At 71.5% G+C, this 8,652-nt stretch carries 6 protein-coding genes; 2 read left to right on the top strand and 4 right to left on the bottom strand.

Annotated elements, in window-relative coordinates:
* On the top strand, positions 1-1,961 hold a 1,961-nt coding region (locus tag CA983_RS36365), incomplete at its 5' end, for a GDSL-type esterase/lipase family protein (RefSeq protein WP_244207241.1).
* A 21-nt stretch (positions 1,962-1,982) separates the two neighbouring features.
* On the opposite strand, the gene CA983_RS36360 is transcribed toward CA983_RS36365, so the two are convergent.
* Positions 1,983-3,464 carry an MFS transporter gene (locus CA983_RS36360; RefSeq protein WP_086605009.1) on the bottom strand — a complete coding sequence of 494 codons (1,482 nt, stop codon included), beginning with the start codon at positions 3,462-3,464 and terminating at the stop codon, positions 1,983-1,985.
* Positions 3,465-3,805: 341 nt separating this feature from the next.
* Between CA983_RS36360 and CA983_RS36355 the strand changes: the two genes are divergently transcribed.
* Positions 3,806-4,411 (top strand): response regulator transcription factor, encoded by a 606-nt coding sequence (locus CA983_RS36355; protein ID WP_086605008.1) that lies wholly within the window; start codon positions 3,806-3,808, stop codon positions 4,409-4,411.
* Between the two features lie 212 nt (positions 4,412-4,623).
* On the opposite strand, the gene CA983_RS36350 is transcribed toward CA983_RS36355, so the two are convergent.
* From CA983_RS36350 to CA983_RS36340, 3 genes are all read right to left on the bottom strand, one after another.
* The gene (locus CA983_RS36350) at positions 4,624-6,024 is read right to left on the bottom strand and encodes a cytochrome P450 (RefSeq protein WP_086605011.1); all 1,401 of its coding nucleotides are present in this window, start codon (positions 6,022-6,024) and stop codon (positions 4,624-4,626) included.
* A gap of 141 nt (positions 6,025-6,165) precedes the next feature.
* Positions 6,166-7,272, bottom strand: coding sequence for an FAD-dependent oxidoreductase (locus tag CA983_RS36345; RefSeq protein ID WP_086605007.1), 1,107 nt, complete (start codon positions 7,270-7,272; stop codon positions 6,166-6,168).
* Positions 7,273-7,440: 168 nt separating this feature from the next.
* A complete protein-coding gene (locus tag CA983_RS36340; RefSeq protein WP_086605006.1) occupies positions 7,441-8,604 on the bottom strand; it encodes a substrate-binding domain-containing protein in 1,164 nt (387 codons plus the stop codon).
* Positions 8,605-8,652 lie beyond the last annotated feature (48 nt).

Raw genomic sequence — 8,652 nt, 5'->3', positions numbered from 1 at the left:
GACGCGCCCTGCCCGCTCTCCTCGCCACCGTGCTGCTCGCCTGCCTGCTCTCCCTCGCGGGCGGCTCACCCGCGCGGGCCGCGGCGGGGGACGGCTCGGTGTCCGATCCCAACATCGCGTACGTCGGACGCTGGGACACCTCCTCCGGCACCGCGGCCGTGCCCCACTGGACCGGCGCCTACCTCCAGACCGGCTTCACCGGCACCACGGTGAAGGTCAGGGCCAGGAACGCGGTCAACTTCTACGCCAGCATCGACGGCGGCCCCGACGTCTTCCACGCCGGTGTGCGCGGCACGGTGAACCTCACTCCCCGGCCGCTCTCCCCCGGCACCCACACCCTGCGCCTGTCCTACCGCTCCGGTGACACCGTCTTCCAGGGTCTGGTCCTGGACCCCGGTGCGCGGACCGTCGCCGCCGGCGCCCCGTCCGGGCTGGTCGAGTTCGTCGGCGACTCCATCACCGCGGGAGCCCTCACCGACCGGCTCGCGCTGGACTCTTACGCCTGGAAGACCGGGGAGCGGCTCGGCATGCGGCATACCCAGATCGCCCGGTCCGGGTACTGCCTGGTCGGGCAGTCGGGGTGCACCGGTCTGAGCGGGCAGTTCTTCAGGACGGCCAGTACCGGCGGCGCGGACTGGGACTTCTCCCGGTACCGGGCCGACGCGGTCGTCATCAACCTCGGCACCAACGACATCGGGCACGGCGTGTCCGGCGCCGCCTTCCAGTCGGCGTACACCACGTTCCTGCGGGACGTGCGCGCCAAGTACCCCACGGCGCACCTCTTCGCGGTGCAGACGCTGAAGAAGCGCTACGTCACCGAGACCAGGGCCGCCGTGAGCGCCCGCAGCAGTGCCGGTGACGCCCGGGTGCACTACGTCGACACCACGGGCTGGCTCACCGACGGCGCCGACTACGAGGACGGCAACGGGCATCCGAACGAGGCGGGTCACACCAAGTTCGCCGAGCGCCTGGCCCCGGTCGTCCGCGCCCGGCTCGGCAGCGGCGCCATGGTGAAGGCGGCGGCTCCGGGGCAGCCCGGCGACCCGAACATCAAGTTCGTCGGCCGCTGGGACACCACCAGTTCCGCGACCGCCTACACCCCGTACTGGGCGGGCGCCTACTACCGGGTCGGCTTCACCGGCAGGACGGTCAAGCTGAAGCAGCGGGGCACGATCGACCTGTGGGCGCGGATCGACAACGGGCCGGTGAAGTTCTACGACGACGTCAAGGGGACGGTGAACCTGACCCCGGCGGCCCTGGCCCCCGGCAACCACACGCTCCAGGTCAACTACCAGGTGGTGGCCGGTTCCTACCGGGGCGACGCGCTGTTCCAGGGGCTGGTCCTCGACAGCGGTGCGACGACCTTCGCACCGCCGGCCCCGGCCAAGCTGGTCGAGTTCGTCGGCGACTCGATCACCGTGGGCACGACGTCCTCGCAGAACGCCCGTACCGCGTACGGCTGGCTGATCGGGGAGCGGCTGGGCGTCGAGCACACGCAGATCGCGCAGGGCGGGGCGTGCCTGGTGGCCGCGGCGGACGGGTGTGTGGGTCTTGAGCGGCAGTTCACCAAGCTCAACCCGAACGCCGCGACGCCCGACTGGAACTTCTCGCGCTACCGGGCCGACGCGGTCGTCATCAATCTCGGCACCAACGACGTCGGGCACGGGGTGAGTTCCGCGCAGTTCCAGTCGGCCTACGGCAGTCTGCTGCGCAAGGTCCGTGCGGCGTATCCGCAGGCGTGGATCTTCGCGCTGGAGACGTTCCGCGGGCGGTACGTCCCGCAGACCGAGGCCGCCGTGAAGGCCGCCGTCGACGGCGGTGACACGCGGGTCTCCTTCGTCGACACCACCGGCTGGCTGGGCTCGGGCGATCTGACGGACTCGGTGCATCCCAACGACCGGGGCCACCGGGTCATCGCCGACCGGCTGGCGCCGCTCATCGCGGCGAGGATCGGGGTGTAGGGGCGGTCCCCGGGGCGGGCCTCACATCGGGCCGGGGCCCGCCCCTCCCTTGAGGCGTTCCAGGTCGGAGGGGCGGACCTGGATGACGATCAGGGCGATCAGCGCGGCGACGGCGGTGAAGATCGCCGCCATGATGAAGGCGGCCGAGACGCCGGCGGTGAGGATCTCGTCGGACCAGGGTTTCGGCAGTTGCCCGGTGCGTTCGAACCGCAGGCGCTCGGCAGGGGTCGCCTGCTGGAGGAAGAGCGGGACCTGCTTCTCCGCCTCGTTGGTGCTGGCCGTGCCGTACATGGTGACCAGGATGGACAGGCCGAGGGAGCCGCCGACCTGCTGGGTGGCGTTGAGCAGTCCGGAGGCCGCGCCGGTCTCCCGGGTGGAGACGTTGGAGAGCGCCATGAGGGTGAGCGAGACGAACTCCATGCCCATGCCCAGGCTGAAGACGAGCATCGGGCCGAGGACGCTGCCCGCGTACGTGGAGTGCACGTCGGTCAGGGTGAGCCAGGCCAGTCCGGCCGCCGCCAGGATCGCGCCCAGCACCATGAAGGGCTTGGGGCCGTACGTGGGCAGGAACCGCGAGGCCAGTCCGGCGCCGATGGCGATGACCGCGCTGACCGGCAGGAAGGCGAGCCCGGCCTGCAACGGGCTGAACTCCAGCACGTTCTGCACGAACAGCGTCAGGAAGAAGAACATGCCGAAGATGGCGGCGGCCAGGCACAGCATGATGCCGTAGGTGCCCGCGCGGTTGCGGTCGGCGAACATGTGCAGCGGCGTGATGGGCTGTCTGGAGCGCCGCTCGATCAGGATGAAGCCCGCCAGGACGACGACCGCCGCGGCGAACGAGACGAGGGTGAGGGCGTCGCGCCAGCCGTCCTGCGCGGCTCTGATGAACCCGTAGACGAGCAGCACCATGCCGACGGTGGAGGTCAGCGCGCCGGTGATGTCGAAGTGCCCCGGGTGCCGTTCGGACTCCCTGATCCAGCGGGGGGTGGCGAGGGCGATGAGCAGCCCGATCGGGACGTTGACGAAGAGCACCCACCGCCAGTTCAGCCACTCGACGAGCACCCCGCCCGCCAGCAACCCGATCGCGCCGCCGCCCGCGGAGACCGCGGCGAACACCCCGAAGGCCCGGTTGCGTTCCGGTCCTTCACGGAAGGTCGTGCTGACCAGCGAGAGGGCGGTCGGGGACGCGATGGCGCCGCCGACGCCCTGCAGGGCGCGCGCGGCGAGGAGTTGGCCGGCGTTCTGGGCGAGCCCGCCGAGCAGGGAGGCGAGCACGAAGAGCAGCACGCCGAAGACGAAGACGCGCCGTCTGCCCAGGATGTCGCCGACCCGGCCGCCCAGCAGCAGCAGTCCGCCGAAGGTGAGGGTGTAGGCGTTCACCACCCAGGACAGGCTGGTGGTGGAGAAGTCCAGGGAGCGCTGGATCTGCGGCAGCGCGATGTTCACGATCGTGATGTCGAGGACCACCATCAGCTGGCACGAGGCGATGACCAGAAGCGCCATCGCGTTTCCGCCACCACCGGATTCCCTGGTGGTGGTCGCCTGTGGCGTAGCCGGCTGCGGGCTGCTGCCTGCGGTGTCCACCGTTCGACGGTACGCCCGCGTCCTGGACCTCACCACTCGATCACCGTCAGCTCCTGCCGCTGCCCTTCGGTGACAGCAGTCGCTCGCACAGGACGGTCAGTTGGTGGAAGATCACCCGGATCCCCGGGCCCCGAGGATCTCCGCTACGGGCCGCCGCGCGGAACTGATCGTCCTGCTGCCCGAACTGAAAATCCCGTGGTGGGCGGTGATAATCCGTTCAAGGCGGTCCGGCGGGCCGCGACGGCCGAGTGGGAGCGACAGTGATCCGCGTTCTTCTCGTCGAGAACACCCGCCTGGTGCGGGGAGCGTTCGCTGCTCTGCTGTCCCGTGAGGACGACATCGAGGTCGTCGCCGAGGCCGACGGCAACGGTGACGCGGTGGCACGAGCCGTGGCGTGCCGTCCCGACGTGGCCGTGATCGACGTGGACTCCGGGGAGGGCGAGGAGGTCGCCGTCCGGGGCGAGCTGCGGGCGCGGCTGCCGGAGTGCCGGCTGCTGCTGATGATGGCCTCGACGACACCCGAGCGGTTGCGCCGCATGCTCGACCTGCACGCCGCGGGCGTCATCAGCACCAACGCTCCGCCGGACCGGCTGGTCCACGGGGTGCGCAAGCTGGTGCGGGGGCAGCGGTTCGTCGACCCCGAGTTCGCGCTGGCCGCGCTGGACGCGGAAGCGAACCCGCTGACCCCGCGCGAGGTGGAGGTGCTGCGGCTGACCGCCGACGGCACTCCCACCCGGGAGATCGCCGAGCGGCTGTGCCTGTCCGTGGCGACGGTCCGCAACCACCTGTCGGCGATCACCAGGAAGACGGGCGGACGCAATCGGATCGATGCGATCCGGATCGCCGTGGAGTCGGGCTGGGTGTGAACCGGGCAGGTCATCGAGGTGAACCTGCCCGGCCCCCGCGGGCCCTCGCGCCCTGTCCCGGGATCTCCGACGAGGTTCCGGGATCTCTGACGAGTTTCCCAGAGCGGGCCGCCGCGCAACAGCACCGTTCGTCACGCGTACGGCGTGAGACCCTCACCGTCGGACCGGGAGGAACGCCGATACGGCATGGGCGTTCCGACCCGGTCTCCCGGTCAGCGACCGCCGCGGATCAGGCCCGTCAGATAGCGCCACAGCGAGGAGCGCTGCCGGGCGGACGGGTCCGGCAGGACCTCCTCGGCCACCTCCGGCGCGGGACCGTCCGCCGACGGCCGCGCGGGCGCCGCGGAGAGTTCGTACCGCACGGGCAGCGAGCGCAGGCCGCGCATGAACGGGGAGGAACGCCAGGGCAGTTGGTCGGCGGGCAGGGCGAGGTCGAGGTGGTCGAACCGCTCGAACAGGCGCCCCACACCGGCCGCCGCGACCACCGAGGCGAGTTCCCGCGCCGGGCACTGGCGCGGTCCGGCTCCCCAGGACAGGTGCGCCCGGGTGCTGATGGTGGTGCCGGAGGCGACGTGGTCGGCGAAGAGCGGGTCGGCGTGCGCGGCGGCCGAGGAGACCCACACCGGGTCGCCGGCCCGGATCGTGTAGTTGCCGAGCCGGGTGTCCTCGGCCGCGAAGCGCGGGACGAAGTTCACCAGCGGCGGCTTGCGCATGACCACCCGGTTCATGGACTCCCTGACCATCCCGGCGGACAGGCTGGCGCGCACGCTGCCCTCGCCCGAGATGACCTCCACGACGGTGTTGGAGATGAGGATGCCGACGTGGTCGGAGGTCATGCCGAGCAGCATGAACAGCTCGCGGGCCAGATGGTCGAGCGACAGGTCCGGGTGCGCGGCCAGCAGGTAGGAGGGGAAGTCGTCGCCCGGCTTCTGAAGCTTCGTCGCGGCCAGTTGCGCCAGCGTCGCGAGCAGGCGCTCCAGCGCGGCCTCCGCGTCCGGGCCCGCGTCGAGCACGCGCCACATGTCCATCAGCGCGTCGTCGCCCTGTGAGCCGGGGAAGCCGAGCAGATGGCTGGCCACCATCAGCGGCAGCGGCCGGGAGAACTGTGCGGACAGGTCCGCCACGCCCGTCTTTCCGCCCTGCCCGACCAGGGTGATCAGTTCGTCGGCGTAGGCGGTGACGGCGGCCTTGAGGCGCTTGGCCTGGGGGTGGCGCGGATCCTGGAACGGCTTGAGGGCCACGTCCCACGCCGTGCGCAGCGACCGGTATCCGGGACCGCCCTGGATCAGGATGTGGTTGACCTCCAGGGACGGGCCGAGCGGCCAGTCGGCCGGTACCCGGCCCTCGGAGCGGGCCCGCCAGTTCTCCAGCCCCTTCGGGAAGCCGTCGTTGTCCTGGAGCACCTGGAGCGCCTCGCGGTAGCCCAGGACCAGCCAGGCGGGTACGCCGAGCAGGTCGACCGGCGCGACCGGGCCGTGCTGCTGCCTCAGCCGTTCGTACACGAGCGCGGGGCGCGTCTCGTAGTCCCGGGTCAGCAGCGGTTGGGGACTCAGCTCCTCCAACCGCGTGTCGTCCAGGTCCACGGATCCGCCGTCACCCCACTGGGATTCCATCGTCTTGCCACCCTCCGACACGCCCCGTACCGGCACGCCATCAGCCGGTAACCGGAAACGGTGGGGACCCTACCCCAGACCTGACCGGCGGGTAACGACCGGGGGTGCGATCACGCTGGGTGACCCTGCCCGTGCCGTGGATCAGGCCGCGGTGTAACCGAGTTGGCGCCGCATGTAGGGCGTCATGAGGGTCTTCGCCTTGGCCAGGGTCGTGGTGCGGCTGCCGAGGACCGCGGACTCGCCGCCCGGCACGGGCAGCACGGTCAGTCCGTCGGCCGGGCCGAACGGCACGATGAGCGGGGTGCGCTGGATCGCCCGGTACAAACGCGGCTCTTTGCGGTGCTTGCCCGAACTCTGAAGGTAGGCGCGGATGTTGTGGGCCGCGATGTCCGCCTGGGCGAGGGCGGCGGGGGTGATCTTGAGTTCGCTGACGTCGTTGACGTCGCCGACGGCGAACACGTCCAGCCTGCCCTCGACCCGGAGCGTCCGGTCGACCTTGACGTGTCCGTCCCTGTTGAGCCAGTCGCCGTGTCCTGCCAGGCGGAGCCAGAGGGTGTTGGGTGTGGTGCCCGTCGCCCAGAAGGACAGGTCGGCCTCGACGACGTTGCCGCGGCCGTCGCGGTAGGTGCCGAAGTCGTTGCCGGGCGACATGAACGAGTCGAGCCGTACCTCGATGTCATGGGCCTCCAGCCACGCGAGCGCCTTGCGTCCCGGCCGGGTGCTGCCCGTGGTGTCGAGCAGCGCCGGTCCGGAGTGGGCGAGCGTGACCCGGGCGTCCGGCCGGGCGAGGCGGATCTCGGCGCTGAGTTCGACGCCGCCGGGGCCGCCGCCGACCACGAGGACGTGCTCGGCCGTGGCGACGTTGCGCTGGTGTTCGGCGAACGACTTGGCCGCCTCCTCGACGGTCGTACCGACGAAGCGGGCCGGCTCGGGGTAGTCGGCGCCGGTGGCGATCACGACCACGTCGTAGGGCAGCCGTTCCCCCGTGGCGAGGACGACCTGCCGCTCAGCGGTGTCGATACGGACGGCCTTGCCCGCCACCACGCGGCCGTGGTGCAGCAGCCGGTCGAACGGGATGAAGGGCGTGTGCGTCCACTCGGGACGCACCCCCGCGCGCAGGGAGGCGACGCGGTGGAAGAAGACCTCCTTGCGGTCCACCAGCGTGACCCGGGCCGTCGCGTCCAGCCGCTTCGCCAGCCGGACACCGCCATAGCCGCCGCCGATCACCACTACATCGCCGTCGTACACGCCCAGTCTCCCGTGCCTGGTGGGGGGTGCGAGTGCCGCCGCGGAACGGGCCCCGCTCGGATCGACCCCCGGCGGCCACTCGACTGACGGTGACATTAGCGCTTGAAACTTAAAGGGACCCAGAGGTTCCGTGCATGTTCCGTGAAGGGATGGACGCGTGACCGGACGTCACTTCCCCCAGATCTTCCGGTACGCCTCCCGGTAGCCCGACGGGTCCCAGGCCGTGGCGCCTTCGCTGTTGTCGGCCGTGGCGATGTGGACGGGGGCCGTGTACCCGCTGGCCGGGCGGCCGGAGAACGCGCGGTTGAACTCGTCGACGATCTGCCAGCCCTGGAGCGACAGCGGTTCGGGCACGGTGGCGGCCTGGTACTGCCTGCTGTTGATGCGCTGGAAGGCGGACGGGTCGCCGTCGCCCGCGCCGATGTTGTAGGGCGGCCCCGAGCCCTTCTCGCCGGCCGCGCGGAAGGCGGGGGCGGCGTCGGCGAAGTACAGGTCGTTGATGGCGACGGAGTGGGTCCACCGGTCCTGGAACCGGGAGAGCAGCGAGGAGATCTCCCGCGGGGTGCGGCTGCTCGCGTCCGGGATCGGGATGTTCTCGACGGAGAGCAGCCGCACGCCGCGGCAGCCGGCGAGTTCCTTCCTGATCAGGTCGGACTTGTTCCTGGCGAAGGGGATCGACGCGTCGGTGATGAGCACGACCCCGGCGCGGCCGTTCGAGTCGGAGATGATCCACTGCGCGCTGATGCGGGCCACGTCCTGGACGCGGGTGGTGACGTTGGTGAAGAGGTCGGGCCGCCGGCTGGGGCCGGGCTCCGGGACCGCGTGCCAGCCGATGAGCGGAATGCGCTGCGCGTTGGCCCGGGCGGCCTGCTGTGCCGTCGAGTCGGGGTCGAAGCCGCCGATGACGATGCCCGAGGGCCTGAGGGCCACGGCCTCGCTCATGGCCGCCTGGATGCCGGCCGGGGTGCCTCCGCCGTCGATCACCCGAACGTCCCACCCGATGGCCCGCGCGGCTTCCCGCACCCCCGTGGCGGCGCCCGCGACGCCGGGATTGGTCATCGTCTGGGCGACGTAGACGATGGTCTTGCCGGACACCGCCTCCGGGCCGGTGGTGGGTCCGCCCCAGGGGATGTCGGTCCGCTCCGCCCGGGTGACGGCGTCCTGGGCCCTGGCCTGGACGCCGGGGCAGCCGCTCGGGCCCGTCGCGGTCTCGGCGGCGCCGTCCGACGAACCGCGTTCGCAGCCGACGAGGGCGGTCGCCGTCACCAGCAGGGCGCAGCAGGCGAGCCGCGCGGTGCGGGCTGCGGGGGCGGCCTTGTGGTTGCGGTGCACGGGGACTCCTGTGAGGGGATCGGCGCGGTGGGACGTGCCGAGGGGGTC

Origin of the sequence: Streptomyces swartbergensis (genome assembly GCF_002148965.1) — a bacterium.
Taxonomy (GTDB): Bacteria; Actinomycetota; Actinomycetes; order Streptomycetales; family Streptomycetaceae; genus Streptomyces; species Streptomyces swartbergensis.
The sequence above is the reverse complement of the archived record's forward strand: the minus strand, read 5'-3'. Positions and strand labels throughout refer to the sequence as shown.

Bases quoted from the DNA above. Each gene is read 5' to 3' on its own strand.
- CA983_RS36350 (WP_086605011.1), bottom strand. From the start codon at position 6,024: ATGGAATCCCAGTGGGGTGACGGCGGATCCGTGGACCTGGACGACACG.
- CA983_RS36360 (WP_086605009.1), bottom strand. From the start codon at position 3,464: ATGGCGCTTCTGGTCATCGCCTCGTGCCAGCTGATGGTGGTCCTCGAC.